The 26,848-nt window shown below is 42.1% G+C and carries 25 protein-coding genes; 18 read left to right on the top strand and 7 right to left on the bottom strand.

The annotated features are described in order from the left end of the window. Window positions 1-295: 295 nt before the first annotated feature. The 7 genes from BDI_RS16250 to BDI_RS16225 all read right to left on the bottom strand — a co-directional run bounded on the left by BDI_RS16250 (window position 296) and on the right by BDI_RS16225 (window position 6,242). The gene (locus BDI_RS16250; RefSeq protein WP_011967240.1) at window positions 296-1,201 is read right to left on the bottom strand and encodes an IS982 family transposase; all 906 of its coding nucleotides are present in this window, start codon (window positions 1,199-1,201) and stop codon (window positions 296-298) included. 447 nt (window positions 1,202-1,648) lie between these two features. Then, window positions 1,649-2,662, bottom strand: coding sequence for an ATP-binding protein (locus BDI_RS19940; protein WP_011967239.1), 1,014 nt, complete (start codon window positions 2,660-2,662; stop codon window positions 1,649-1,651). A 21-nt stretch (window positions 2,663-2,683) separates the two neighbouring features. Further along, window positions 2,684-3,649: an adenine-specific methyltransferase EcoRI family protein gene (locus BDI_RS16240; protein ID WP_011967238.1), complete on the bottom strand. Its 966-nt coding sequence runs from the start codon at window positions 3,647-3,649 to the stop codon at window positions 2,684-2,686. A 20-nt stretch (window positions 3,650-3,669) separates the two neighbouring features. After that, the gene (locus BDI_RS16235) at window positions 3,670-4,503 is read right to left on the bottom strand and encodes an EcoRI family type II restriction endonuclease (protein ID WP_011967237.1); all 834 of its coding nucleotides are present in this window, start codon (window positions 4,501-4,503) and stop codon (window positions 3,670-3,672) included. Window positions 4,504-4,525: 22 nt separating this feature from the next. Beyond that, window positions 4,526-5,473, bottom strand: a complete 948-nt coding sequence (locus BDI_RS16230) for a DNA-methyltransferase (protein ID WP_011967236.1) — start codon at window positions 5,471-5,473, stop codon at window positions 4,526-4,528. A gap of 11 nt (window positions 5,474-5,484) precedes the next feature. After that, complete coding sequence (locus BDI_RS20470) at window positions 5,485-5,697, bottom strand: helix-turn-helix domain-containing protein (protein ID WP_080504982.1); 213 nt, start codon at window positions 5,695-5,697, stop codon at window positions 5,485-5,487. Window positions 5,698-5,939: 242 nt separating this feature from the next. Then, complete coding sequence (locus BDI_RS16225) at window positions 5,940-6,242, bottom strand: hypothetical protein (RefSeq protein ID WP_127908261.1); 303 nt, start codon at window positions 6,240-6,242, stop codon at window positions 5,940-5,942. Between the two features lie 603 nt (window positions 6,243-6,845). Between BDI_RS16225 and BDI_RS16220 the strand changes: the two genes are divergently transcribed. The 18 genes from BDI_RS16220 (at window position 6,846) to BDI_RS16135 (ending at window position 26,844) form a co-directional block, all read left to right on the top strand. Next, window positions 6,846-7,349 carry a DUF3408 domain-containing protein gene (locus BDI_RS16220; protein ID WP_011967233.1) on the top strand — a complete coding sequence of 168 codons (504 nt, stop codon included), beginning with the start codon at window positions 6,846-6,848 and terminating at the stop codon, window positions 7,347-7,349. A 229-nt stretch (window positions 7,350-7,578) separates the two neighbouring features. After that, window positions 7,579-7,950, top strand: coding sequence for a plasmid mobilization protein (locus BDI_RS16215; protein ID WP_148205009.1), 372 nt, complete (start codon window positions 7,579-7,581; stop codon window positions 7,948-7,950). A 4-nt stretch (window positions 7,951-7,954) separates the two neighbouring features. Beyond that, window positions 7,955-8,875, top strand: coding sequence for a relaxase/mobilization nuclease domain-containing protein (locus tag BDI_RS16210; RefSeq protein WP_011967231.1), 921 nt, complete (start codon window positions 7,955-7,957; stop codon window positions 8,873-8,875). Between the two features lie 30 nt (window positions 8,876-8,905). Further along, window positions 8,906-9,667 (top strand): hypothetical protein, encoded by a 762-nt coding sequence (locus BDI_RS16205; RefSeq protein WP_011967230.1) that lies wholly within the window; start codon window positions 8,906-8,908, stop codon window positions 9,665-9,667. A gap of 7 nt (window positions 9,668-9,674) precedes the next feature. After that, complete coding sequence (locus BDI_RS16200) at window positions 9,675-10,889, top strand: tyrosine-type recombinase/integrase (protein WP_011967229.1); 1,215 nt, start codon at window positions 9,675-9,677, stop codon at window positions 10,887-10,889. 779 nt (window positions 10,890-11,668) lie between these two features. Next, complete coding sequence (locus tag BDI_RS16195; protein ID WP_011967227.1) at window positions 11,669-12,229, top strand: UpxY family transcription antiterminator; 561 nt, start codon at window positions 11,669-11,671, stop codon at window positions 12,227-12,229. Window positions 12,230-12,291: 62 nt separating this feature from the next. Beyond that, window positions 12,292-13,413 carry an MraY family glycosyltransferase gene (locus tag BDI_RS16190; RefSeq protein WP_011967226.1) on the top strand — a complete coding sequence of 374 codons (1,122 nt, stop codon included), beginning with the start codon at window positions 12,292-12,294 and terminating at the stop codon, window positions 13,411-13,413. A gap of 13 nt (window positions 13,414-13,426) precedes the next feature. Further along, window positions 13,427-14,218 (top strand): polysaccharide biosynthesis/export family protein, encoded by a 792-nt coding sequence (locus tag BDI_RS16185; protein ID WP_011967225.1) that lies wholly within the window; start codon window positions 13,427-13,429, stop codon window positions 14,216-14,218. A 14-nt stretch (window positions 14,219-14,232) separates the two neighbouring features. Then, window positions 14,233-16,656: a GumC family protein gene (locus BDI_RS16180; RefSeq protein ID WP_011967224.1), complete on the top strand. Its 2,424-nt coding sequence runs from the start codon at window positions 14,233-14,235 to the stop codon at window positions 16,654-16,656. Between the two features lie 61 nt (window positions 16,657-16,717). After that, on the top strand, window positions 16,718-17,449 hold the full coding sequence (locus BDI_RS16175; RefSeq protein WP_011967223.1) for a tyrosine-protein phosphatase: 732 nt from the start codon (window positions 16,718-16,720) through the stop codon (window positions 17,447-17,449). Window positions 17,450-17,752: 303 nt separating this feature from the next. Next, window positions 17,753-19,003, top strand: coding sequence for a nucleotide sugar dehydrogenase (locus BDI_RS16170; RefSeq protein WP_011967222.1), 1,251 nt, complete (start codon window positions 17,753-17,755; stop codon window positions 19,001-19,003). Between the two features lie 18 nt (window positions 19,004-19,021). Beyond that, entirely contained in the window at window positions 19,022-20,149 is a 1,128-nt protein-coding gene (locus BDI_RS16165) for a glycosyltransferase (RefSeq protein WP_011967221.1), read from the top strand. A 6-nt stretch (window positions 20,150-20,155) separates the two neighbouring features. Then, window positions 20,156-21,682: an oligosaccharide flippase family protein gene (locus tag BDI_RS16160; protein WP_041525608.1), complete on the top strand. Its 1,527-nt coding sequence runs from the start codon at window positions 20,156-20,158 to the stop codon at window positions 21,680-21,682. An 85-nt stretch (window positions 21,683-21,767) separates the two neighbouring features. Further along, window positions 21,768-22,766 (top strand): acyltransferase family protein, encoded by a 999-nt coding sequence (locus tag BDI_RS16155; RefSeq protein ID WP_011967219.1) that lies wholly within the window; start codon window positions 21,768-21,770, stop codon window positions 22,764-22,766. After that, window positions 22,735-23,712 carry a glycosyltransferase family 8 protein gene (locus BDI_RS16150; protein ID WP_011967218.1) on the top strand — a complete coding sequence of 326 codons (978 nt, stop codon included), beginning with the start codon at window positions 22,735-22,737 and terminating at the stop codon, window positions 23,710-23,712. Before BDI_RS16155 ends, BDI_RS16150 begins: the two co-directional genes overlap by 32 nt. Before the next feature lie 30 nt (window positions 23,713-23,742). After that, entirely contained in the window at window positions 23,743-24,807 is a 1,065-nt protein-coding gene (locus tag BDI_RS16145; RefSeq protein WP_011967217.1) for a glycosyltransferase family 4 protein, read from the top strand. Between the two features lie 7 nt (window positions 24,808-24,814). Next, window positions 24,815-25,720 (top strand): glycosyltransferase family 2 protein, encoded by a 906-nt coding sequence (locus tag BDI_RS16140; RefSeq protein WP_011967216.1) that lies wholly within the window; start codon window positions 24,815-24,817, stop codon window positions 25,718-25,720. Then, a complete protein-coding gene (locus tag BDI_RS16135; RefSeq protein WP_011967215.1) occupies window positions 25,717-26,844 on the top strand; it encodes a glycosyltransferase family 4 protein in 1,128 nt (375 codons plus the stop codon). The genes BDI_RS16140 and BDI_RS16135 overlap by 4 nt, the downstream gene beginning before the upstream one ends. Window positions 26,845-26,848: the final 4 nt, after the last annotated feature.

Below are 26,848 nucleotides of genomic sequence, written 5' to 3'. Positions count from 1 at the left end.
TATTCCCCTTTGGCTACATGAACATGCCAGTGAATAATAAATAACAGCCCTGCTTGCCCCGGCATGGCTTCCGAAGAACAGCGAATTGTGCCGCATGAGTGATATGCAACGGTTGATCCGCTCCATGGCATTATCCAAAAGTTTTGATAATGCCATAGAAAATGCCATCCGACCAATCATATTGGAAAGAACTACCTGTTCTATGGAGACCATCAAGCGGTCGTCAGCATGGGTGTCGTCTGTTCATTACCATCTACGTGCAAAGCGCATAAAGTAACGTGAGTTCGAAATAAAATCAAAAAATAGCAAGTTGTCCGTCATTGACAAACTTTACGTCAATGGCGGGCTTCTTTTCAAAAAAGCAGTATGCTGCGATAGCCGACAAGGAGTTGGCTATAAAGTTACTGAATGAACGATGTCTTGAGTGTTCAATCTGTGCGATGTTCTTCAGTTCGTCATTGACCGTTTCAATCAAGGCTCTTTTTCTTAGCAAAATCTTGTCGGCAATACTCATCAGTGAGTTCCTCATATTATTTTTAACTTTAGTAACAAGCTGTATGCCATTAAGGAAAAGGTTTTCAAACAGAGCCTGACCTATATATCCCTTGTCTGCACATAGTTTTCCTTTGATGTTTTCCAGAAACTTACCCTGTTTCAACGGTTCCCGGTCATCCACGTTTCCAGGCGTGAACATGAAATTGAGGAGCTCTCCTTTGTCATTGATTATCAGATGCAGCTTGAATCCGAAGAACCATCCCATAGAACATCTTCCACGCTCGGCAAGCCCTTCAAATGTCTTATGAATCAAGATTCTTTGATTACGACATACACATAAGGGAGTGGAAGCAACGAAACTGATGCCGGTACAAGTTCCCAGCAGTACTCTTTTGATGAATATGGTCATGGGAAGCAATACCTCCTTCTCCAGTTCCACAAAACGGTTATAAGAAACCTGACGAGGAAAAAGGTGTTTCAGATGTTTACAGACATACTCCTTGTAGTAATGCTTGAAACAACGGAAACCACCGGAGTGAAACAGGATTAGAATAACCATAATCTCTGCATCACTCATACGGTTGGGGTTGTTACGATGCATGGTCTTCATATCCTTAATCATATATTTTTCCTGTTGCAATGTAAATTCCTTGCAAAAATCATCAGCCATACAATAAATCTCTGTAACTTTAGACTCTGGAAACATAGTGGTAATCGTTTAAATGTTATAATTCAGCACTATAAATTTAATACTTTTATCGCTATGTTTCTAATTATAAGTGAAATATATTTATTCTTATTTCGAACTCACGTTAAAGTAAATACACGCACTTAACTGAATGACGTTATAGCAATAATGCCATATATGCAGAAAGCAAATTATGAGGAACTACTACAAATGTTGCCACACAAATGGAAGAAAGGAATAGATATACAACGAACTATAGATGACTGCATACTTGAAAAGAGATACAGTCATTTTTTATAGTGTACTTTATCGGATGCTTACAGCAGACAGTCTTTTGATAGAATAAGACATCGCCACACAGTCTATGAGGTGGGCGATATCGCAAAGGAAAAATATGATTGGAAGATTGGGCAAAAACAGCAAAATATCAGCCGTTAAGTTAAATACAGTTCACTCTTTCTAGTTCTAGTATAGTGATGGCGGTGCCATTGGGTCATGAACTTCTTTATCATACTTATTTATAACCCTAATCTCTTTCCACTTAATAGCCCCCTTTCGTATAGGGGCATTATCTGCATGTGTTTCATATCTTATTGATGGTAATTTTTCAAAGTCCATATCTTCTTCAATGCTTAAACTGACAGTTCTAGAACATCCACATATTCCTGGTAATATAGGGTCATAACGAGCTGGACCATATTGTTTCCTAAACCCATCAATTCCAACAACATCCCGTACTGTATTATCATCAAAAATTTCACTGTAATCACTCTCACTATCGCTTTCTTCTTCATCCGATAATATAAATGATGGCAGATACACAAAATAGTTGACATATTTAGCTAATATTTGACCGTTGTTTACTGGCCTAATTTTTAGACTATAGTCAATTCTTGTACTTATATTTTCTAATTTTCCTAACTTTAACAGAGAAGAATAATCCTTTGTAATAACTTTTACTGTTGTCTTTATTATCTCAAAGTCCAAGTCTATAATAGGAGTTTTACTTCTGTTCATTACATCCCTAATTTCATAGTCCTCCATTGCATCAACGGTAGCATTTCTCCGTTTATGATACATATGAGATAATTTGTTTTGGTGAGCTGTGTTACTTTGAGGAACAGATACAATGTAAAAACCATTTTCTTCGTTGTATGGAATATAGGAAATCTCTATGCCATCAATAATTGGCTGAATATTTGAAGATAAAAGTTGCGACAATTGGTCTTTTGTCATCTCTGATGTTGGTATTGGTGAAATATCTTCAGGAACGGAATGTCCTTTTGATATTTCTTTTTCTTTTAACCCATACACAATTATTCCGCCATTTGAATTTGCCATCGCACTAACATCCTTCGCCAGTTCTTTTTTCCAATCTTTATTTGACTTTGCGAATGAGCGTTTATATTCTAATTCAGTAGATTCTTCTACAGAATTATCAATAAGAAAATTTATATCCTCTATATCTTTAATCTTCATAAATCTAATAATGTCTTAACCTTATGCATCAATCTTTTTGTTTTTAACGAGTATTCTGAAATAAGGACATTTGCCATTTATCCGCAAATCTTTGCCATCATCCCCTTTTCGAAATCTTACAATTTTGAACTGTTCAGGATTATATTTGTGTAGAAAAGTTATAGGCACCCCCATTAAGCCATGATAATCCTTAGGTATATCTTGCGTTCTATTAACATTTATACCATCGCAATTATCAAAATGTGGATACTTGTCCTCATTTCCTTTATATTCTTTTGTCAATACAATATCTTTATGGCGTTGTGACAATTCTAAATTTGTCAACCACAGACAACCGTTAGTTGCAATTATTGTTTGTCCATCACTATTAACACTTACTTCTGTGCCATAACGCTCATAATGGTCAGGAACAATAAAACCGGAAATCCCTCTGCCTAGATTTACACCTAACCAAGCTTTATTCCTTTGGATTAACTCAAATATATCTTTATATGTAATGGCATTAACATTTCCAATTACTAAAAACTTTTTATTGTATTTAATTATTTGAGAGACAAATTCTCTGAATAATGAAAATGGTGGATTAGTGACAACAATATCAGATTGTTTTAGTAATTCAATACTTTCAGCACTTCTAAAGTCACCATTACCTTTAAAATTTATAATCTCAATATTTTGATTACTCTTGCCAAAATACTCACAATAGAATCCTGTTTTAAAATTCTGTTCATTAAATATACTATTGTCGGATTCTATGTAACAGGATGCAATTAGTTTCTTTAATCCTAGGTTATGGAAATTTGCTGCAAAATATTTAAAAAAATTACTAACCCTAGGGTCGTCGCAATTACAATATACAATTTTATCTTCAAATTGACCTTGGTAATACTGGAGTTCCCGTTCTATATCACAAAGTTGCGTATAGAACTCATCACTTTTAGATTTCTTAGCCTTTTGTAATAAACCATTTGTCGCATTTCTCGCCATAACAAACTCCTCTGAAATGTCTATTTCTTTGTTAATTGCTTGAATAAATCACTACCCAATATTTGTAAGGATGTTTTTGATATTTCAAGCATTATATCAAACATCTTACTTTTATTCCAACTACCTCCATCTCCTTGAGTATAAATAGATGTCGCTTGGAGCATTATTGTTTTATCCTTATGCTTGACAAACATATTCTTACAAAGATTGGTATTGATAGGCATTCCATAATTTGCAGCCGTTAATCTGTCTAATCTGTTAAGCATCCCTGAATTATATTCAAGAGTAACTACTCGTCCGTCAGGTCTTGTTACTTTTATAGTCTCAGTCAAAAAATTAGAACCTTCAAGAAACAAAACATATGGGAAATGAGATTCCGCTAACATAAAGTTGGCAATTTCGGAAATATTCTTGTGAGAACGTTCTATCGCATTTCCAGCTGCCATTAAATCTTGGTCTTTATTCTTTCCGACCAGCTCACCTTTTCTAATATTTTCTATATCCTTTCCCTGATGTTTAGCTTCTGACACTAATACAACTCTCCAATTTTCGTTATCGTCTTTTACCTCTATTATTCCACCATCAGGAATGATGCTTGCATTTTCTACAAATAAGGTTTGTCCAAGATTTGGGTCAACCTTTTGTAATGCCTCATTGATTTCTTTTTTTTCTATACTTTGTCTATATCGAAATGTCAACTGAGGATAATCTTCTGTTAGTTTAGCAATGACATGATGAGAAATTTCCCCAACTGTCAAATCATGCAATTTGGCTTCTTCGCCGAAGATACCTTCAACGCCATGACTTTCTTTGTGCTGAAGAGTTAATCTTGTTGATTGATTTTTCTTTGCCATATTATTATTGTTAAATATTATTCTATTTAGTGTAGGTTTCCTCTTTGTTTACTTTTTCAAGAAATTTCTCTATTTCTATATTTTCGCAAATTTCGTATGGTTTAAAAGAGGTTCCAGACATTTTCTTTCGGTGCATTTCAAAATATCTTTTCAATGAATTATCAGAATCCACCATAATTGAATGGCGATTTTCTTCAATACATACCCTCCCTGTGGTCCCTGAGCCAGCAAAAAAATCCAAAACAAGAGAACCCTCATAAGATAAAGCCTTAACCAGTCGTCTAATTATTTCTGTAGGTTTCTGAGTAGGATGCCCCACTCGTTCCGTAGAATTGCCATTTAATCGTCCTATTTCCCAAACATTTGTTGGATTTTTACCCTTTTCAATATTTTCAGGTCTAAGTCTTTTATCCTTTAATGCGGCTTTTTTGGCTTCCTCACTATACGGAACTCGAACTGAATCTAAGTCAAAATAATATTTTTTAGTCTTAGATAGCCAAATCGCTTCTTCATGCCTGTTGGCAAAATATCTATGTGCACTCATCCCATTTTTATAATACCATATTATGAGATTTATTAGTCTCAAATTGGTATTATGTCTGATATAATATAGAATTTCTAACAGGTCGCCTTGTTTTAAATCTTGAAATTGAAAGCCACCAAAAATTACGCAATTACCGTTATCTGACATTATGCGGTATATTTCATCAATCCACTGTTTTGCCCAATCAAGATAGTTAGGGAAGGAATCCCAATAATCTAGCTCCAAATTGTACGGAGGATCTATCAGAACCAACTGAACCGAGGAATCAGGTACGGTCTTTAAAAATTTAACAGCGTCTTGAATGTACACTGCATGAAATGTTTTATCGAAATTACGGACATGAACAGCAGAGCTATGCTCTATGCCATCTCTGGCCTGTTGAACTAATGTCCTTAATCCATTATTAAAATGAGATTTATTCGGCATAATGGTATTTATTACCTATTCTCCTGATTTGTGGGCGTTATCAGTTCTCGTATGTCCACACCTAAAAGCTTTGATATTTTTTCTAAGGTCTGCAAATCTGGTTGTATAGAATTACTGCACCATTTGCTTACTGTGCAATTAGATTTACCTAATTGCTCAGCTAACCATTTCCCTGTTTTTTGTTGTTCTACGAGTACAACTTTTAATCTGTTTAGATTTGCCATATCAACTAAAACATTTTAGATTTCGTGCAAATATATATAAGTATTGTGACATGGAAAAACTAAATGCTGAAAATTTTTCTATTAGAATAGAAAAAAAAGATAATAATTCATCATAGAAATTTGTATAAGATAAACTGAAAGTTTTACGGTTGTTCTGATAAGGAGAATATAAACTCATAGTGGATAAATTTTAGTCCGTTTGTACCTTGTTTGGATCCTGTCTATATTTAATTTATTGATTGTCAATAATTACAAATAATTCCCGACAACTCTTTTGTGGTTTTGACCTCATTCCGAGCGACCATCGCCAAAGTATAAAAGCTCCTGTTTTTTGTTAATTTTTCATTAAACATCCATCTTAAACCAACCTTTTTCTTTCCCTCTTTGCTTGTCCCAAAAACGGCTTTTTCACCCTGTTTATTACAGTGATTGTTTTGTATCCATATTTTACTATACCGAAGATAATTAACTACAAATACTCTCCCATATCTATTCCACATGGTGTCTTTTGCAAAAGTCTGAAAAACGTAAATGGACATTCTCATTCAGTCCGGCTTTCAAAAGTAAAAGTTTGTTTAAATACAAGATGTTTCGACAATTTGGAGTATAGGGGGCACGCTTCACTGCGTAACTTGTAGAAACTCTCCTCGATGGTTCTGAGCCATAGGTAGAAAAAATCATAATTATTGCACGCCTCTTACAGAATGCGTCAATGTTGTTGTTCCTGGATTTTTGGCTAGTTCCTTTTTGAGTGCTTCCAAAAACAATAAATAAATATTCAATCGGAATCAAAGTGAGTCTTTCTCTTTTCATAAGATGTACTTTTTATTGATTTATACAAAAATAAGAACCATTGGGAAGATGTGCTATATGTCATTACGGAAACTCTTACAAATCTGATTTTAACATTCATTTGCTTTTAGCGGACAGACGTTCAGATCCGTTCCCGAAGAGTGGGAAATTTCCGGCACGTATATTTGTGAAGTCATCACCGTCAGACCGATCCAACAATATGAATAACACGGCAAATCCCGCCAATCGGACCCGTCCGTTTCACAGCACTTGTTATTATCGTTTTATTTGCTTCCGACAACCGGGCAAACGGGTAGACCGTGCCCACAGTATCAACCATCTAAAATCCATGTACAATGAAAAGTGAACCGACTGAAAAACCGAAAGGGAAGAAAACGGCGGCATCCGAAACCGCAGACAGAAAGAACGGCCGTAGTCCTGGACTTGGCCACGACGAGTGGTGGGAAAGACTCATGATGGAACCCGGTCCGGGGGAATCCGCCGGTACGGACGCTTCCGCGACGGAACCGATGATTCCATCTGGGACTGTTGTGGAGGGGGTGTCCGGGGAGGCGGGAAGAAAGGACACCCCGCCGGAACCGGAAGGCCCCGTGAGAAGAAGTACGAGCGGCAGGCAGCGCAGGGCCTCGCTGGAGGAGTATCGGGAAACGTACCTCACCGTCCCGAGGATCAGGAACCGTAAGACGGTATTCGTCAGTGAGGATGTGAGGGACGAACTGGACGCCATCGTCCGCAGGCTCGGCGGGCGTGGCATGAGCGTTTCCGGACTGCTGGAGAACCTTGCCAGGGAACATCTTGCCGCCTACCGTGGGGACATCGAGCAGTGGAGAAAAATCTGACAACCTGTTACCGGGTGTGGAGTATACCCGATATACGCACCGTCCCCTGTGTACCCGCTTCAATGTGGAAAATGCGGGGGGATTTTTTCTGTGGGGGGAGCAAGGGTATGTTTCCGGATTCCCGAAAACCCTTGCTCCCCCGCGCCCGGCGGTTGCAGGGAGGGCAAATCCGCTCCCGCCGGTCGCAGATTCTGGAATGAAAGAAGTACGGACGAAAAAGAAAAAACATATGACAAAGGATATGAATGGGATGAAGAAAAAACGCGGCCGTCCGGCACTGGGCAGGACACGGAAGCTGACCAGGGGAGTGACAGTGAAGTTCTCCCCCGTCAGCTACGAGGCTCTCAGGTTCAGGGCAGGGAAGTCCGGCCGGAGTCTGGCGGTCTATATCAGGGAGGCGGCACTGGCGGCCACCGTGACGGCAAGGCATACGCCTGAAGAGAATGCGCTGCTGCGCAGCCTGGCGGGAATGGCGAACAACCTGAACCAGCTGACAAAGCTCTCGCACCAGGCAGGCTTTTACAGGACAAGGCTGCTGATAGACGGGCTGCTGGGAAAGCTGAAGCGGATCATGGACGATTACAGGCCTAAAGGAGGATAGCCTCATGATAGGAAAGATCAGGAAAGGCCGCTCGTTCGGCGGCTGTATACGTTACGTGACGCAGAAGGACGATGCGAAAATCATCGCCTCGGAAGGCGTGCTGCTGGGAACGGCAGAAGAGATGGCGCGAAGTTTCCGGTGGCAATGCCTGCTGAATCCGGACGTGACGAAACCGGTGGGGCACATCGCGCTCAGCTTCAAGCCGGAGGACACGCCGAGGCTGACCGACGCGTTCATGGCAAGTCTGGCGGAGGAATACCTGGAGCTGATGGGGATACGGAACACGCAGTTCATCGTGGTGAGGCATCACGGGACGGACAACCCGCACTGCCACATCGTCTTCAACCGGGTGGACTTCGATGGGAAGGTGATTTCCGACAGCAACGATTTCAGGCGTAACGAGAGGGTGACAAAAATGCTCAAGGACAAGTATTCACTCACCTATTCCGAAGGCAAACAGTCCGTTAAAACGGAAAAGCTGCACGCTTCCGAGAGGGTGAAATACGAGATATATCGTGCGGTTAAGGAAGCTTTGAGGAGTGCAGATACATGGAAAGAATTTCAAAATAGGCTCTTAAAAATGGGCGTGGAAATGGAATTCAAGTACAAGGGAAACACTAATGAAGTGCAGGGCATCCGCTTTATAAAGGACGGTCTGTCATTCAAGGGAAGTGGGATTGACCGCAGTTTCAGCTGGTCAAGGCTGGATGCGGCATTGGAGCATAACCATGTCACGTCCCAGGAAAATGACGTTTCCCAAAAGCAACCGTACCATGAACAAAGTCATGGTTCTATTATTGATAACCTGGTCGAAATCACCGGTACGGGTGGCGTGTTCATGCCGTCGGTGGCACCGACGGAGGACGAGAAAGAGGCGGAACGCCTGCGGAGAAAGAAGAAGCGCAGGAAAGGAAGGAGTTTGTGAACCATATGTATAACGAAAAAACTTTGAAAGATGAAACAGGAAAACTATCTGGAAGGCATCTACGGATGCCTTGAAAGGATCGAGAAGAAAGTGGAGACGCTGCCCGTGGAAGGCACAAGCCCCGCAGTTGAAAACCGGACCAATTCCCCTGAAGGGATTGCGGAACTGAAAATCCGTCTGGAACGCCTGCAATCCGCAGTGGAGAAAAACAGTTCGGAAATAGCAGCGGTACGTAGCCATACCGCCCGGTTGTCGGAAGGCAGGCCGTTGTTTGCCGAAACGTTTGCCGGAGAAATGGAAAAGACAAGGGACAGCCTGCGGCAGGACAGCCAGGCGGTAAAGGAAACGGTAAGACGGCTGGATGAGAGAATGGTCCTGTTGAAAAAGGAACCGGTACACAAACTGGTGACCTACCGTCTGGAAAGCGCATCCAAGGCGGTGGTAACGACAGCTTCAGCACTGATCCTGGCACTGGTCGTTTCCGTCTGGACCAACTGTAACCAGTACCGCACGAACCGGCTTTTGAAGGATGCCGATTTGAAATACCGTGCCATCAGGATCTGCCTGCCGGGGGATGATCCCGACATCGCCTTCCTGGAGAAGCATTTCACCATCGAGCGGGACGAGGAAAAGATCCGGCGTGTGGAAAGGCTGGTGACCGCTTTTGAGGACTCGGTCAGGAACCGCATCCGTAATCATGAAATGGCGGCCTACAAGGACAGTCTGGCGCATCGGCTGTTCAGGGAGGCACAGGAAATCAGGAAGCAAGTGGACAATCCTAATTCAAAATGACTGCACTATGGCAACAATCAAAACCAAATTCAGGTCCTCGTCCGTGGAAGGCAGGGAGGGGACGCTCTATTTCCAGATCATCCACGGAAGGGTGGCGCGCCAGATAAACACCGGCTACAGGCTGTTCCCTTCGGAATGGGACGGACGCATGTCGGAAATCATACTGCCGGTATCCGGTGATGCCAGAAGAAGCCTCCTGCTTGCGTTAAAGGAGCGGATGGAAAAAGACATCCGCCGTCTGGAAAGTATCATTGCCGGACTGGAACGTTCCGGCGGTACCTATCCCGCCGGCAGGGTTGTCGAACTTTTTCACAACCCGCCCCCTGAGGACAGCCATAATTTCATGGCCTTCGGAAAGAGGCTCGTGGAGGAACTGGAGCGTGTCGGCAAGAAGCGCACCGCCGAGAGGTACACCACCGTACTGAACAGCTTCACGCACTTCCGGGGCAGGGACGGCGACATCCCGCTGGAGGATATCGGCTCCACCCTCATGCTGGAATACGAGGCATGGCTGAAGGACAAGGGGATATGTCCGAACAGCACCTCCTATTACATGCGGAACCTGCGTGCCGTCTACAACCGTGCGGTGGACAGGGAACTGACGGTACAGCGCAGCCCTTTCAAGCATGTCTACACCGGAATAGACAAGACCGTAAAACGTGCTGTTCCATTGAAAGCGGTCCGCATGATACGTGACCTGGACCTGCGTCTTTCCCCGGGCATGGAATACGCCAGGGACATGTTCATGCTGAGCTTTTATACCCGGGGCATGTCGTTCGTCGACATCGCCTACCTGAAAAAGGCTGATCTGAAGAGCGGCGTGCTGACCTACCGCAGGCGGAAGACCGGCCGGCGTCTGTCCATTAAATGGGAGAAGCCCATGCAGGAGATCCTGGACAGGTATGGCCACAATGACAGCCCCTACCTTTTTCCGGTCATCAGGGATACGGCCAAGGATGCCGTGCGGCAGTACAGGAGCGCAGCGCATTTCATCAACGGAAAACTCAAGGAACTCGGGAAACGGCTCGGGCTCGGTATGCCGCTCACCATGTATGTAGCCCGACATGCATGGGCGAGTATTGCCAGAAGCAAGAATGTGCCGCTGGCAACCATCAGCGAGGCGATGGGACATGATTCGGAAAACACGACCAGAATCTACCTCGCCTCGCTGGACACCTCACAAGTGGACAAGGCAAACGACATCATACTCAAATCCTTATAACGGGGACGGATGCGGCACGCAGAATAACGGACAAAGGCTGTGCCGTTCCTGCTTCTCTTTTTAAGAGAAATATTACACATTGCAAAGATAATCAAAATATGGGAAAGCACCCGTCCGTATGATAAAAAATTGTTTTCTCCAAAGGAAAATGTTTCAAATACCGGTATGATTGTTGAACAGATCACTTTCAGGATTCATATATGATTCTGATTGTCAGATGCTATCCCTTCCCGATATTTCTCTTAAAAAGAAAAGTACCGGAAAAGATCCATGAACTATCAATATAGCGGCAGGATACCGTTGAAGATATTCTTATTGACAATTTAAAATCGGATGTTTTTAAAAATGGATTTTTGAAGGCGTTTTGTAATACAATAAAAATTGTTGAGCATACGGCTCGTTTTCTTGGAAAGAGAAATATTACAATGTGCAAAGTTACGTAAAATATTGAAAAAACAATAGAAAACGGGTGATAAAATTAACCAAAACATTCATACAGAGTGTATTTGCTTAACATATGTCGGATAAGTACCATAATGCTGTTCCGTATTTCTATCTGTCCGTCAACCAGTTACGTAAAATATGATCCCCGGATATTTCTCTTTCCAAGAGAAGTAGCGGCAGAAGCCTCGGAAATGAGGTCTGTACACTTTGTCAAAAGTATGGGACTGATAGTGGATATTATGAATAAAGGAAATGTAATCCGTTGTAATACATACCAATATACGAATTGGCATGAACTAGGGGTATATCCTCACCTATAAAATAATCCCGGCAATATGGGTATGAGTTTTTCTACGGTGGAAGAAAAAAAGCAGGTCCGCTGGTTCGTCATGCGCGCCTACAAGAATGAGAAAATGGCGGAGGACAGGCTGAAGGACAAGGAATACGGTCTGGAATATTTCATTCCGAAACATTACGCCGTAAAGACCTATCACGGGGTGAAGTCGACAAGGCTGGTGCCGGTCATACCGAGTCTGGTTTTCGTCCACGCCAGCCATTCGCAGATCACCGAATTCAAGAAACGGTACAACTTCCTGCAATTCGCCATGTGGAAAAAAAGCACGGGTATGGAATATATCACCGTGCCAGACGACCAGATGGACAGTTTCATCCAAATAGCTTCCCTGTATGAGAAGGATACGGCCTATTATAAGCCGGATGAAATCGACGTACGGAAAGGTACCCGTGTATGTATCCACGGCGGCAAGCTTGATGGAGTTAAGGGTGTGTTTATGCGGGTAAAAGGGAAACGCAACCGCCGGGTGGTCGTGATGCTTGAGGGGATTATGGGGATATCGGCTGAGGTTCATCCCGATTTGATTGAAGTCATTTCCTGATATGGAAAAGTCTGGAATCCTCATTCACGGTTTTACGCAAATAAAAAACAATATCTGAATATATGTATTTTTGGATTGTAAATTGTTCACTGGCATTTTTGCTTTGTGTTCTCTGTGCGGGTATCGTCATTCCCCAGATTCTGCTAATCGCTTTTCGCAAACAGCTGTTCGACCTTCCCGATGAACGGAAGATACATCATTGTGCGGTGCCCCGATTGGGTGGTATCGCGTTCAAACCGGTCGTGTTTTTCACCATAGCTTTGTTACTGGGAATCAATATGGCACTGGGGCATTCGGAAATGTTGTCTGAAATCGGAAACAATGTACGGCCTTTGGCTTTTGCTTTCTGCTCCATCATGGTACTGTATCTGGTCGGCATGGCCGATGACCTAATTGGTATCCGTTATCGTGCCAAGTTTGTCATCCAGATCCTGTGTGGCGTGATGCTTATCGCCGGTGGAATATATATCAATAACCTGCACGGCATCCTAGGTATTCATGCGGTTCCGTTATGGCTGGGGTATCCTTTGACCATTTTAATCGTGGTCTTCATCATCAATGCCATCAACCTGATCGACGGCATTGACGGGTTGGCTTCCGGGCTATGCAGTGTCGCCTGCCTGTTTTACGGTCTGACTTTTTTCATGCTCCACCAGCATGTCTATGCCATACTGGCGTTCGCCACATTGGGAGTGTTGGTACCGTTCTTCTATTACAATGTTTTCGGGAACGCCGAGCACGGAAGGAAGATCTTCATGGGTGACACAGGTAGTTTGACCGTTGGCATGATGCTCTGTTTCCTCAGTCTCAAACTGACCATGTGCGGTCTAGACGATAATACAGGAAATGTACATCCGATGGTGCTGGCCTTCTCACCCTTGCTGGTTCCATGCTGCGATGTGGTCCGGGTCTACCTGCATCGGGTACGCAACGGGAAGAACCCGTTCCTGCCGGACAAGAACCACATCCACCATAAGCTGCTTGCTCTCGGAATAAAGCAGCGCAATGCCATGATTATCATTGTTTCCGTATCAACAATATTCATACTGCTCAATATTCTTCTGTCCCTTTATCTCAATGTGAACTGGATCGTGCTGGGCGATATCCTGATATGGACTCTTGCCAACATCAGGCTGACGAAATCTATCGGACAACTTCAATCGGAACAGAAAACCAACAAATAAAAATCAATGAAATATGAAAATCAGATACATTTTATTCTTATTGACCGTGGCTTTCCTGCTGGGATCATGTGCCACGCCGAAAGTCGCTTATTTCACGGACCTGAAACGGGGTACCGCAGAACAAGTCTTGAACCCGCTGGAAATCCGGGTGCGTCCCGAAGACAAGATCTCAATACTGGTCAACAGCAAGGACCCCTTGTTGATGAACCTTTTCAACCTTCCGATCATATCCAGACAGATCGGTACGACATCGGGAACATCCAATAGCCAGGGGATATCAGGATATACGATCAACAAGGATGGAGATATCGATTTTCCAGTGTTGGGGCATATCCATGTGGCGGGAATGACACGCGAGGAAATCGCCTCGTATATAAAAGAGGAACTGGTTTCGAAGAATCTCGTGAAAGACCCTGTCGTTACAGTTGAGTTCATGAACCTGACCGTTTCCGTGTTGGGTGAGGTTGCCACCCCCGGACGCTTCAATATCGATAAGGACAAGCTGACGCTTTTGGATGCTTTAAGCATGGCCGGAGACCTTACCGTCTACGGGAAACGGGAGAATGTGCTGGTACAACGGGAGGAAAACGGTAAACAGACCTTGTATCAGGTTAACCTGAATTCAGGATACGACCTTTATGCCTCTCCCGTGTATTATTTACAGCAGAACGATATAGTTTATGTGGAACCTAACTCAATGAAAGCACGGCAGGCGACTGTCAACGGCAATAACGTCCGTTCTGCTTCTTTCTGGATGTCGTTGGCCTCGCTGCTGACTACCATTACCGTGTTAATTGTGAAATAAATATAAAATCAGATATGGCCATAAATCAAAAGAATATAAAACCGGGACAGCAGGATGATTTCCTGCGGATACAGGATCTGTTGTATCTGTGTCTCGCAAGGTGGAAGTGGTTCGTCTTGTCTTTAGTGGTAACGATCGGTGTCGCTACCGTCTATCTGTTGCGTACTCCTGCTGTATATACACGCACCGCTTCGGTATTGATCAAGGAGGATTCCAAAGGCAAGTCGGTTTCCTCGGATTTGGAATCCTTCTCGGAGTTCGGGTTGTTCCAGTCCAGTACCAACGTGAATAATGAGCTCATCACCTTTCAGTCACCGGCTTTAATGACCGAGGTGGTTAAACGGTTGCGTTTGGATATGAATTACTTCGTTCCGGGAAAATTCCACCGTCAGGTGGCCTATGGGCTGACATTACCAGTGGATGTAACGATAAATGACTTGCCTGAAAATGAATCAGCCGGTTTTACGTTGGAAGTGCAGCCGGATGGCACATTATTCCTGTCTGACTTTATACGTAACGGGACGGATCTTGACGAAAAGGATATAAAGGGAAGCTTGTTCGACTCCATTCCTACACCATTGGGAAAAATCATTATCCATACAACACCCAATTACGTGAAAGGCAAGGCATATACATTATATGTAGGCAAATCCAATTTGTATAACGCTGTAAACTCCTGCTCATCCAATCTGTCCGTTTCATTGAATAACGAGAAAGCGTCGGTTATAGACTTGTCATTCAAGGATAACTCCACACAGCGGGCTGAAGATGTATTGAGCATGTTGATTTCCGTTTATAACGAGAACTGGGTGAAGGACAAGAACCAGATCGCTGTCAGTACCTCAATGTTCATCAATGAGCGTCTGGGAGTAATCGAACAGGAGTTGGGGAACGTGGACGAGGATATTTCCTCCTACAAGTCAGAACACCTGTTACCCGACGTGCAGGCGGCATCGAGCATGTACATGGCCCAAAGCAGTGCGACCAACGCACAGATCCTGGCCTTGAACAACCAGCTTTACATGACCCGTTACATCCGGAACTATTTAGCCAACGATGCCAACCGTACCCAACTGCTTCCGGCCAATTCCGGTATAGAGAGTGCCAACATCGAATCGCAGATTGCCGAATACAACAAACAACTGTTGCAGCGTAACAGCCTGGTTGCGAACAGCAGCGCAGAAAATCCGCTGGTCATGGATATGGATCAGGCTCTGGCATCCATGCGTGGGGCGATAATCAGGTCTATCGACAATCAGATAGTAACCTTGAATTCGCAGATAAAAAGTTTGCGGCAGACGGAGCAACAGACAACATCACGTATAGCGGCCAACCCTACACAGGCCAAATACCTGCTTTCGGTGGAACGCCAGCAGAAGGTAAAGGAGGCTCTTTACCTGTTCCTGCTGCAAAAACGCGAGGAGAACGAACTCTCGCAAGCATTTACGGCCTATAATACACGCATTGTCACTCCACCGCACGGCAGTATGTTGCCGACATCTCCTGTACGCAAAAACATCTTTATGGTCGCGTTTGCTCTGGGGCTGCTCATTCCGGTAGTCATCATCTTCATGCGCGAGAACATGAATACCCGTGTACGGGGAAGGAAAGACCTGGAGAGTGTGACCGTACCGTTCATCGGTGAGATTCCGCTGTTTACAAGAAAGAAGAAAGGGATATTCGGGAAAAAGCCGCAGGAAGTCAAGGCCGTTGTCGTCAAGGAGGGTAGCCGTGACATCATCAACGAGGCGTTCCGCGTATTGCGTACCAATCTGGAGTTTATGACCGGCAAGGACAAGACATCGAATGTCATCATCGTGACCTCGTTCAATCCAGGCAGCGGCAAATCGTTCCTGACCATGAACATCGCCGTGAGCTTTGCCATCAAAGGTAAGAAAGTGCTGGTAATCGACGGTGACCTGCGTCACGGATCTGCGTCATCCTATATCGACTCTCCTGCCAAGGGATTGAGCGACTATTTGGGAGGTCGTATCGATAACCTGAACGAAATCATCGTATCCGATCCGAAGCAAAAATCTATGGATATACTACCCGTGGGGACGATTCCTCCCAACCCAACGGAACTATTGTTCGACGAACGCCTGAAGCAGGTGATAGATACCGTAAGGGGGCAATACGACTATGTGCTGATCGACTGTCCGCCCATCGAACTGGTGGCCGACACGCAGATTATCGAGAAGCTGGCAGACCGTACCATTTTCGTAGTTCGTGCAGGATTACTTGAACGGAGTATGCTTGCTGAACTGGAGAAAATCTACGAGGAGAAGAAATACAAGAACATGTCCCTGATCCTGAATGGAACCGAGGGAAGCGGTGGCCGCTACGGATACCGTTACGGCTATCGGTATGGTTACCACTACGGCTACGGCTCGGGATACCACTACGGCTCCGATGAGAAACGTATTGGTATTGGGTGATAAATAGCTGGTTATCAAATAATTAGCAAACAAGTATTTCAAATAAAATCTTCATATCATTGTGTGGCCTTTCAGAAAACGCATCCCGCTGAAAGATAGCGGCATATTCGAGGGTTTTACCGACTGGCACTCGCACATCCTGCCGGGGGTGGACGACGGGGTGCAGACGATGGAAGAAGCGTTGGAAATATTGCGTTTGTATGAGTCATTGGGTGTGAAATCCATATGGCTTACGCCGCATATCATGGAAGATATGCCCAACACCACAACGCATCTCCGGGAGCGTTACGCTGAACTTCAAGCTGCTTACACCGGTCTAATAAATCTGCATCTTGCGGCTGAAAATATGCTCGACAATCTCTTTGAGGAGCGTTTGGAAAAGAATGACTTGTTGCCTTTGGGCGAGAATGGAGACCACCTGTTGGTGGAAACCTCTTATTTTAGTCCTCCGATGGGATTGAGCAATATCTTGCTTCGCATCAAGGCCAAAGGCTACTATCCGATTCTCGCTCACCCCGAACGGTATGTTTATATGGGTGAATCAGATTATCAACGGCTAAAAGACATGGGGGTAAAGTTCCAGCTCAACCTTCCGTCAATAGTAGGTATGTACGGTGATCGGATTAAGAAAAAGGCCAAATGGTTGATGAAGAACAATTTATACGACTTGACAGGCAGTGACACACACGGTTTGGCAGTCCTGGAAAGAATCATATATAACAGAAATTATCACAAACCGATCAGTTCAAAGCCGATCAATGATAAAATCTGTATTTGCGAGAATGAGATCTAGGATTCACTAATAGAACTAAAATTTGATCGTTTTGCAACTAAAGGATTTTTCGGCAACAGCATAAAATGTTTCAAAAAAAATCTCATGAAGTTTTCAAATGAAGAAATATGTAAGTATTTCGAGGTTCTTATAACTAAGCGAAAAGAACTTTATAAGGAATCTATTGAGATGTATGATAATGAATCGTTTACAAACTCACACATATAGAATATATTGTCAGTGCCAATAGAAATATGCAGTCTTGGCAAAGTAAGTGCAGATTCTTATCCCATATTCCATCTGACATAAATAAATCCATTCATCATGAATACAGATATAAAAATTGCCGTAGCCGGAACAGGCTATGTTGGAATGAGTATTGCCACACTGTTGGCACAACACCATCAGGTGATAGCCGTGGATGTCATTCCCGAAAAAGTGGAAAAGATAAACCATCAGGTGTCCCCCATACAGGATGAATATATTGAGAAGTATTTGGCGGAAAAACCATTGAATTTGACGGCCACCCTTAACGGCGCAACAGCTTATCGGGATGCGGACTTTGTGGTTATTGCCGCTCCTACCAACTACGATCCGGTAAAGAACTATTTCGACACCTCACATGTGGAAGAAGTCATTGAGTTGGTAAAAAGCGTTAATCCTAATGCCATCATGGTCATTAAGAGCACCATCCCGGTTGGTTATACCGAAAGTGTACGAAAGAAACTTGATACGGAAAATGTTATCTTTTCACCAGAGTTCCTGCGAGAAAGCAAGGCTTTGTATGATAACCTCTATCCCAGTCGTATCATTGTGGGCAGACCAGAAGGAGATAAACGTTTGGGCGAAGCGGCACGGACCTTTGCTGCCCTTTTACAAGAAGGGGCGATGAAAAAAAATATTGATACACTTTTTATGGGTTTGACCGAGGCCGAGGCTGTGAAACTTTTTGCTAACACTTATTTAGCCTTGCGTGTAAGTTATTTCAATGAACTGGATACTTACGCTGAGATGAAAGGTTTAGATACACAGGCCATCATCAACGGTGTGAGCCTAGACCCTCGTATCGGCACACATTACAACAATCCTTCATTCGGCTACGGAGGTTACTGTTTGCCCAAAGACACGAAACAGTTGCTTGCCAATTATGCGAATGTACCTGAAAACCTGATACAAGCTATTGTAGAGAGTAACCGTACCCGTAAGGATTTCATTGCCGACAGGGTATTGAATAAAGCCGGGTATTACGATTATTACAATCGTGGAGACTTCAATCCCAATGAAGAAAGAAAATGTGTAATCGGTGTCTATCGTCTGACAATGAAGTCAAACTCGGACAACTTCCGCCAGTCATCTATTCAAGGAGTAATGAAGCGTATTAAAGCCAAGGGAGCAGAAGTAATTATTTATGAACCGACATTGGAAGATGGAAGTACATTTTTTGGTAGTAAGGTGGTGAATGATCTGAATACCTTTAAAAGGCAATGTCAAGCCATTATCGCTAACCGTTATGATGCCTGCTTGGATGATGTAAATGGCAAGGTCTATTCACGTGATGTATTTAGGAGAGACTGATACTTTAACTGTTTCTATATGAAAAGGCGTATATTATTCATACATAATAATTTAGGCGGAGGAGGAGCTGAAGGGGCATTGATAGAAGTGCTGAACCATTTGGATTATAACCGATATGATGTCACGCTTTTTTTGCTTTACCGCACTGGTGATTTTATTGACAGGGTACCTCCTCAAGTACATTTCAAACATGAGCAATTTGGTCGATTCTTCCCCGGCTATAAAGGCAAGATAGCTATCCGCTGCGGATTAAGAAATATGCTGTTGCGTTGTTGTGCCAAACGAGTATTTGCCAACGAAAAATACGATACTATCGTATCTTTTATGGAAAGTGCTCCGGCCAAATTTCATAGCTATATTCTTGATAAAGGAAAGAGAAACATAACATGGGTACATTGCGACTTGTTGAATAATCACTATACAACGGGATTTTTCCTAACCCTCAAGCAGGAACAGAAGTTCTATTCACGAATGGACGATGTCATATTTGTATCAGAAGATGCAAAGAAAAATTTTAGTAAATTATTCGGAATAGATAAAGGAAGGGTAATCTATAACATCATAGATCAACGGGCTATTTGTAAACGAAGTAAGGCAGTTTCCAGTATGCCTCGGCATCGAACTTTTACCTTCGTCAATGTAGGGAGCTTGAAAGAAATTAAGCGACAGGACAGAATAATAGAAACAGCTGCACTCTTAAAAGCGAGAGGTTATGACGCAGACTTTTGGCTAATAGGGAAAGGCATTTGGGAAGAACGACTAAAAGCACAGGCAACAGCGCTCAACGTATCAGATAGCGTACATTTTTTAGGTTTCCAATCCAATCCATATCCTTATGTTGCGGCAGCAGACGTGTTTCTTATGACATCCGACAGCGAAGGTTTCCCCCTTGTTGTGGCCGAAGCAATGTGTCTTGGCAAAGCTGTAATTAGTACTCGCATAACAGGACCAATGGAAATGCTTGGTAATGGCCGTTATGGTATTCTGACCGGTTTCTCTCCGGAAGAAATAGCCAATTCTGCCATATCACTTATAGAAGACCCTAAACTATTATCAAGCTATCAGCACCTCGCATACGAAAGATCCATATCATACTTCGATGTAAATGGTGTGATGACACAAATACATGACGTAATAGGTAATTGATTTTCAATGGCACGAGGGGAGAATAAGCAAATAGCCATAAACATGTTTGCACAAATAGCAGTTTTTGGCATTCAATTCTGTATTAGCTTTTTCTTGACACCATTTATCGTAAGGACGTTAGGAGTTGAAGCTTATGGATTTGTCGGTTTGTCAAATAACATTATTGGATATATGCAAGTAGTAACGGTGGCATTAAATTCCATGGCCGCTCGTTTTATCTCAATAGAATACCATAATGGAAATTTTCAAAAAGCAAATCAATATTTTTCATCTGTATTCTATGCCAACAGTATTCTAAACGTTGTTATTTCCGTCATTTGTCTATGTTTCGCATTCTTTTTGGAATATATAATAAACATACCCAATACACTGATTCCCGATGTAAAATGTCTCTTTCTGCTTTTGACGGTGAACACGGTACTCAATTTGACATTCAATGTATATACCGTTTCTCCATTTATAAAAAATAGATTAGATCTAAACTCAATCCGCAACCTCATTTCTACAATATGGCGAACGATAATTCTTTTATTCCTTTTCCTACTGTTTGCTCCACGTGTCAGCTATCTCGGCATAGCATCTGTACTCGCTTCGGTGTATTTGGTCATAGCTAATATTGTCATTAAACGAAAACTGACGCCAGAATTCCATCTGTCACGAAAAAACTATGACTGGAAAAGCACGCGCGAAATCCTATCTTCCGGAGTGTGGAATTTACTAATTAGTGTAAGTACAATGCTTGAAAAAGGTTTTGATTTACTGTTCGCTAATTGGTTTATCGGTAATGCCATAATGGGGATGCTTTCGGTGGTTTCCACTATTACAGTGCTTATACCACGTGTCCTTAAAATGGCAAATTCTTCTTTTGCTCCTAAAATAACAGAATATGGAGCAAAAGGTGACATTGAAGGCATAAAAAGGAATGTATTTAAGTCCGTCAAAATCATGTCTATAATGGTCATATTACCGCTGTCAGTTCTATATGTTTATGGCGAGAGTTTTTTCACACTATGGTTACCTAATCAAAATAGTTCTCTTTTATATGTCATCACTATACTGACAACTTTAGATATGATATTTGGAATGCCGTTGGAGGTCTGCTGGAACATATTTGGAGCCACAAATAAAGTCAAGATGCCTGCAATAGCAATGTTTGTTACAGGCGGATTGACATTTTTATCCTTGTTGGTTTTACTCTATATTTATAAGGATCCTACGGCACAACTGATTTGTCTGGCATCTGCTAGAACATTCTGGAACATTATAAAGAACTTGACATTTCTGCCCTTTTACGGGGCAAGATGCTTAAACCTAAAATGGAATTTTTTCTATCATTCCATGGCAAAGCCTGTTTTGGGAATTTTTATTGCATTGTCAATATGCCAAACCTATCGTTTTATGATTGTTCCGAATACTTGGGTAGAATTTATACTTTCTTCCATTCTTGTATGCTTATCTGCTTTGATTATAGGAAGTCTGTTCATTCTGCCAAAAAAGGATATAAAATATATTTTCCAAAAAATACGTAAATGAAAGGAACTCAAATCTGTATATTATCATGTCTTGCAGAAAACGGGGTTCCTCACTGTCACACCAAACATAAAATCTATAAAATAGCATGAACAATAAAGCCTGTGTCAGATATGGTGCATTAGATGCCATGAGGATATTAGCTGCATTCTCAGTGGTATGCATCCACTATCAAATTGTACCCGGCTCGATGATAAGCAGATACACCGAAGTCGCCGCACGATTCGCTGTTCCCCTTTTCTTTATGATAACCGGTTTTTTCTTGCAGACAGTAATAGATAAGGGGCGGTTTAAAGGATACATGCAAAAGATTGCTATACTCACAGTTGGTACAAATGTATTGTATCTTATCCTTGGCTTTTTATATGGGACACTTGATGCCTTATCGATTAAGGATGTCTGTCTTCAGCTGCTGGGCGTACCTGTCTGGGGAGGTATAGTATGGTATCTGTTTACATTGATTTACAGCTGTATAACTATTTATTTCATCTATAATAAACTACCTCGCCTGATAAAATTCCTGCCGTTGTTGATTATAGGATATTTTTGTCTAGTTCCTTATTCTATATCTCTGATTCATGAAAATGGATGGAAAAGTTCCATCGTTATTAACAATTTCGTGGTTGAAGGTATTCCGCTTATAGCATTGGGCTGGAACATACGTCCGCTCACAAAATGGAATATAAACTGGAAAGTATGGGCATTTTTTGCAATGGTATTTACCATTACGGCAATATTTGAGGCACGTGCAGCCAGTCAAATTCTGCACTCATGGATTCAGGTTTATTTTTCCACCATCCCACAAACTATCTGCATAATGATGGCAGCTCTGACATTTCCGCAATACAAATGGCGTTTAGGTTGGCTGTCCACTGCCGGGCAGAAATATGCGACATATATATATATATATCATTTCATCTGGGCAAACACAAAATCATTACCCAGTACAATAAACGATACCCCATATATGGTTTGGTTCGCGTTTTTTTCCGCATTGATACTTTCCGTCATTCATGTAGATGTCATGAAGCCCTTGTTTTTTAATATTAAAAAGTATGTCAGACATTGTTGTTGCTTCCGATTGTAATTACCTGCATTTAGTTTCTATATGTGCAGTTTCACTTTTTGAGACAAACTCCAGTGAAAGTTTGCACTTTCACTTACTTAGTAATGGAATTGATTCTGCGGATATCAAAAACTTGCAAACCATTGTAGAGGGGTATAGAGGAAAACTATCAGTCTATCCCATAGAAAATTTAAGGGAACGGCTTATGACAGATGTACCTGAAACAATTTCTCTTACGTCATATGCCCGTCTGTTTGCAGGTTCCATACTGCCTGCAAATTTGGATAAGGTTCTGTACATTGATTGCGACATCATATTCAACGGTTCCATAAGAGATTTATTTAATACCGATTTAGGAAACTGTTTGGTCGGAGGTATATTAGACCCATTGATCAGCCGTACCTATAAAAAGGAAATCAAAATACCCATGAGCGAACCATATATTAATGCCGGTGTCCTGATAATTCCTCTGAACCGATGGCGCAGTGAAGGAATGGAGCAGAAGTTTGTTGATTTTTTAGTTGCAAATAGAGGTAAGGTACATCATCATGACCAAGGCATTATCAATGCAGTGTGTGCAGGAAGAAAAAAAATTCTACCTCCACAATTCAATGTCATGTCCAATAGCCTTTGCTATCCGTGGAAAGATTTGTATAAAATAAACACCCCCTTTTATGACCAGGAGGAATATAAGAAAGGAATATCCAGTCCGGCAATCATTCATTTTACCGGAGCTATTCATGGAAGACCGTGGATAGTGGGTTGCACACATCCATACGCTAATAAATTCTTGCAATTCAAAGCGAAAACAGCCTACAAGGACATACCATTGAAACCTAATAACCAATCGGCGGCATTGCACCGCTTGGAAGGTATTCTTTATCGGCTATTGCCATTTAGCCTTTTTAAACGGTATATGCAATCCGTTTACTATCTAAGTTACTTTAAACATTCGATTAAAAAATGAAAATCAACCTATCGATCAAAAAAATGAAAAATGGGAAAGAATAATAGAATAGTAATTATATGTCCGTACTTATTTCGTCTTGCGCGAGGTATAGAACGTTTTTGCATAAGTCTTTCCAAGGCTTTTGTAGACAAGGGATATGATGTTGTGATTTATGCGTGGGGAACAGCTAAGGAAACCTTGTGCGGTGAGATAGATGAGAGAATTAAAATCAGGAAGGTGCCTTATTGCAGATGGTATCAGGAAAAAATCGCCGTTTTCTTTTACCGGTGGTGGCTTCGTCAGGATAATCCCAAAGCTACTATACTGAACTTCTTGTATCATGGAGAAACTTCTCTTCCTCACAGAAGGAAATATCTTTATGTCCTTCACAGCCCTGCGTCACAGATTCCCAGCAGATATGACTTTGTAAAGAATCACATCGATATTTTTGAGGACATTCATGTCGTGGCCATCTCTAAAATGGTGGAAGAGGAAGCACGTCCCTACGTGGGTAATACTCCGATGACTCTGATTTATAATGGAACAGATACCCAGCTGTTCAGACCATCAGCTCATAAAATACAGAATGGCAAGCTCAATATTATTACTGCTGCTGCTTTTGAGGAACGAAAAGGAATGCATTACATCATAAAGGCTCTGGCAGATTATAAAAACCGTAACCAAATCAGATATGATATCTATGGATCCGGTGATAAGAAATATGCCACTTATCTATCAGAATTAATTAAAAGTAATGGCTTGGACAATATTGTAACGCTAAAAGGTAACGTAAACAACATAGCCGAACTATTGCCGAAATACAACTTGTTTACCCTACCTAGTAAGGGCGAAGCTTTCGCACTGTCCCCCATAGAAGCACTAGCTTGCGGCATACCAATATTGGTGTCCGACTATCCACCTTATCCAGAATTTGTAAAATCCGACTTTGGATATATCGTAAATCGAGAAGATAAAAAAGCTATTCATAATTGTCTTAATGAACTTTTACAAGACAAGGAACTTCTTCGGTCAAAATCATATGCTGCCCGCAAAGCCAGTGAAAAATTTTCTTGGAACTGTATTGTCAATCAATATATAGAATTAGTTAAATAATTATTGTATGACTGTATCCGTATTTATCTGTACATATAATAGAGGGAATCTAATAGACGGTACACTATGCGCTATAATTGAAAGACAGACGAGAAAACCTGACGAGATTGTAGTAGTAAATGGAGGTGGTATTAATGACTGTCACGCCACCATAGTGAAGTGGCAGAAGTTGTTTCCTACACTTAGAGAAATCAAGACAAAGAATGTGAACCTTGCTACCAGTCGTAACATCGGTCTGCCCCAATGTAAGGGTGACATCATCCTTCAGACAGACGATGATGCGGAACCATTCCCCAACTGGATTGAACGCCTTGTTGATGAACATCAAAAACATCCCGAAGCCGGCGTAATTGGCGGAAATGTGGTGGATGCTTCTGGCGAAGGATTAATCTTCAAAATTGCAGATGCTACTACATTTACACATTTCAATGAAGAAGGCTATTGTGAGACAAGGACTGTACCAGGAGTGAACTCATCATACAAACGAGATACGATAGAAAAAGTTGGGGCGTATGATACCAATATGTTCAGAGGAGAGGATGTGGATTATAATTGGCGTTGTATCAAAGCAGGCTACAAGGTTCTTTCATTTCCTGACATTAAGGTTTATCATCACCATCGTGCCACATGGAAAGGACTTTACAACCAGCAGTATATGTATGGACGTGCCTACTTGTTGGTACGAAGAAAATGGAAAGATATGTATTGCTGCTACCCACATGGCATATACAATTTGCGTGACCTTGCTAAGTTCTGTTATTTCTGTATTGTGCCATTCGTTGACCAAGCACACAAATTGAAGCATGTGAAAGGTTTCTTCAATAAACTGATAGCCTACCCCATTATGGTGACTATCGGATATAATTGGCACAGGGGAGTGTTCGTGCAGTATTTCAAAGAATTGAAAAAATGAAATCGAAAACTATCTATATTTTTGCCAACTCCTATAAACCTGTTCTTGGAGGCGTACAGACTGTGGCTTCGCAATTTGCCGAAGGGTGTAGAAGGCGGGGATACCGTACTATAGTCATAACGAATTTGTATCCTAGGTATCTTAGAATTTATGAGAGAATATCGCAAGTTCCAGTAATAAGATTGCCATTTGCCAATGCGGACAAGCATATAAAAAATATGCTCATGTTTGGAGTTTCTTTCATTATGCTTTTCCTCTTCTTTCTGTTCAGAAGACCTGATTATGTATATGTCCATTTTCCCTTATCGCAATCTTCTTGCATAACCGCGTTACACCGCATATTCAAGTTCAAGATAATTACTTGCTTCCACGGGCACGATGTGCTGCGCTACGACGAAGGCTATTCGAAAGAATCAGTGCAATACAAGGCTCAGAAAAAATTATTGACACAGTCGGCTCAAGTAACTGCTTGTTCGGGCTATTTGGCTCATTGTGTTCAAAGGGTATTCGGATGCAAGAATGTGCATACGGTTTATAATGGAGTGGACTTGACGAGATTCAAAGACCGCAAACCATGTCCAACCATGCCGGGATGCAGCCCTTACCTATTCGCATGGGGCAGATTGGAGGAAATCAAAGGATTTAATTTGCTTTTGCAAGCATTTGCCAACTGCAAGAAGTCTCATGGACTGAAACTCCTGATAGCGGGAGAAGGAACACAACGGGAGTATCTACAGCGAATGATTGAGGAACTTGGATTGAAGGATAGTGCAGTACTCATAGGCCGGTTGGTGCCCGATGACATTGTTCAATATGCACAAAATAGTGAGATTAATATAATACCTTCAAGGAGAGAGACTTTTGGTATTGTGGCATTGGAGGCGATAGCAGCCAAACAACCAATAATTGCCACAAATAGTGGTGGTTTGCCCGAAATCATGTCAGACAAATACGGATTGACTGTTCCCGTTGATGCCGGTGAAATTAGGAAAGCCATTGACAAAATTCTGACAAAGGAAATCTCTTTCGATTATTCCGATACCGAGGAATATCTCAAACATTTCACGATAAAAAGAATGGTTGAGAATTATTTGCTTTTGCAAAGCAACTTCAATGGGTGCTGAATAC

Origin of the sequence: Parabacteroides distasonis ATCC 8503, assembly GCF_000012845.1 — a bacterium.
In the GTDB taxonomy this organism is placed as follows: Bacteria; Bacteroidota; Bacteroidia; order Bacteroidales; family Tannerellaceae; genus Parabacteroides; species Parabacteroides distasonis.
The sequence above is the reverse complement of the archived record's forward strand: the minus strand, read 5'-3'. Positions and strand labels throughout refer to the sequence as shown.